Consider the following 2,563-nt stretch of genomic DNA (forward strand, 5'->3'; position numbering starts at 1 on the left):
GTGAAATCGAGTAGGACGGAGCACGTGAAACTTTGTCTGAATATGGGGGGACCATCCTCCAAGGCTAAATACTACTAACTGACCGATAGTGAACCAGTACCGTGAGGGAAAGGCGAAAAGAACCCCTGTGAGGGGAGTGAAATAGAACCTGAAACCGCATACGTACAAGCAGTGGGAGCCAAATTTAGTTTGGTGACTGCGTACCTTTTGTATAATGGGTCAGCGACTTATATTCTGTAGCAAGGTTAACCGATTAGGGGAGCCGTAGCGAAAGCGAGTGTTAACTGCGCGTTTAGTTGCAGGGTATAGACCCGAAACCCGGCGATCTACCCATGGGCAGGTTGAAGGTTGAGTAACATCAACTGGAGGACCGAACACACGTATGTTGAAAAATGCGGTGATGACTTGTGGGTCGGAGTGAAAGGCTAATCAAGCCGGGAGATAGCTGGTTCTCCCCGAAATCTATTTAGGTAGAGCCTCGCACGAACACCATTGGGGGTAGAGCACTGTTAAGGCTAGGGGGTCATCCCGACTTACCAACCCTTTGCAAACTCCGAATACCAATGAGTGATATGCGGGAGACACACTGCGGGTGCTAACGTCCGTTGTGAAGAGGGAAACAACCCAGACCGCCAGCTAAGGTCCCAAAGTACTAGTTAAGTGGGAAACGATGTGGAAAGGCATAGACAGCTAGGAGGTTGGCTTAGAAGCAGCCATCCTTTAAAGAAAGCGTAATAGCTCACTAGTCGAGTCGGTCTGCGCGGAAGATGTAACGGGGCTAAACTAGTCACCGAAGCTGCGGATTCAGAGTTTACTCTGAGTGGTAGGGGAGCGTTCTGTAAGCCGTTGAAGGTGAATTGAGAAGTTTGCTGGAGGTATCAGAAGTGCGAATGCTGACATGAGTAACGATAAGGGGAGTGAAAAACTCCCCCGCCGAAAGACCAAGGTTTCCTGTCCCATGTTAATCAGGGCAGGGTAAGTCGGCCCCTAAGGCGAGGCGGAAACGCGTAGTCGATGGGAAACAGATTAATATTTCTGTACTTCTATATATTGCGAAGGAGGGACGGAGTAGGCTAGGTGAGCACGGCGTTGGTAGTCCGTGTGAAAGTATGTAGGCTGGGAACTTAGGTAAATCCGGGTTCCCTTAAGGCTGAGATACGAGACGAGTGTCCAAGGACATGAAGTCATTGATGCCATGCTTCCAGGAAAAGCTTCTAAGCTTCAGATATATAGGAACCGTACCCCAAACCGACACAGGTGGTTAGGTAGAGAATACTAAGGCGCTTGAGAGAACTCGGGTGAAGGAACTAGGCAAAATAGTACCGTAACTTCGGGAGAAGGTACGCTCTCTCGTGTGAAGGACTTGCTCCGTAAGCATATGAGAGTCGAAGTAACCAGGTGGCTGGAACTGTTTATTAAAAACACAGCACTGTGCAAAATCGAAAGATGACGTATACGGTGTGACGCCTGCCCGGTGCCGGAAGGTTAATTGATTGGGTTAGTTTTCGGACGAAGCTCATGATCGAAGCCCCGGTAAACGGCGGCCGTAACTATAACGGTCCTAAGGTAGCGAAATTCCTTGTCGGGTAAGTTCCGACCTGCACGAATGGCGTAATCATGGCCACACTGTCTCCACCCGAGACTCAGTGAAATTGAATTTGCGGTTAAGATGCCGTATACCCGCGGCTAGACGGAAAGACCCCGTGAACCTTTACTATAGCTTGACAGTGAACATTGCTCCTACATGTGTAGGATAGGTGGGAGGCTTTGAAACTTTGTCGCCAGATGAAGTGGAGCCACTCTTGAAATACCACCCTTGTATGCGTGATGTTCTAACCTAGAGCCCTAATCGGGCTTGGGGACACTGTCTGGTGGGTAGTTTGACTGGGGCGGTCTCCTCCCAAAGAGTAACGGAGGAGCACGAAGGTTGGCTAAGTACGGTCGGACATCGTACGGTTAGTGCAATGGCATAAGCCAGCTTAACTGCGAGACAGACACGTCGAGCAGGTACGAAAGTAGGTCATAGTGATCCGGTGGTTCTGTATGGAAGGGCCATCGCTCAACGGATAAAAGGTACTCCGGGGATAACAGGCTGATACCGCCCAAGAGTTCATATCGACGGCGGTGTTTGGCACCTCGATGTCGGCTCATCACATCCTGGGGCTGAAGTCGGTCCCAAGGGTATGGCTGTTCGCCATTTAAAGTGGTACGCGAGCTGGGTTTAGAACGTCGTGAGACAGTTCGGTCCCTATCTGCCGTGGGCGTTTGAGAATTGAAGAGGGCTGCTCCTAGTACGAGAGGACCGGAGTGGACGAACCACTGGTGTTCGGGTTGTCATGCCAATGGCATTGCCCGGTAGCTACGTTCGGAACTGATAACCGCTGAAAGCATCTAAGCGGGAAGCAGGCTTTGAGATGAGTTCTCACTGGGACTTTGAGTCCCCTAAAGGGTCGTTGGAGACTACAACGTTGATAGGTTGGGTGTGTAAGTGCTGTGAGGCATTGAGCTAACCAATACTAATTACCCGTGAGGCTTAACCATACAACACCCAAGTGGTTTTGTA

1 rRNA gene is annotated in these 2,563 nt (G+C 50.3%); it reads left to right on the forward strand.

The annotated features are described in order from the left end of the window. Nucleotides 1-2,541: ribosomal RNA gene (locus KO502_RS07505) — 23S ribosomal RNA — on the forward strand; the annotation flags it as partial. Nucleotides 2,542-2,563: the final 22 nt, after the last annotated feature.

This window comes from Colwellia sp. E2M01, assembly GCF_018860585.1.
GTDB lineage: Bacteria > Pseudomonadota > Gammaproteobacteria > Enterobacterales > Alteromonadaceae > Colwellia.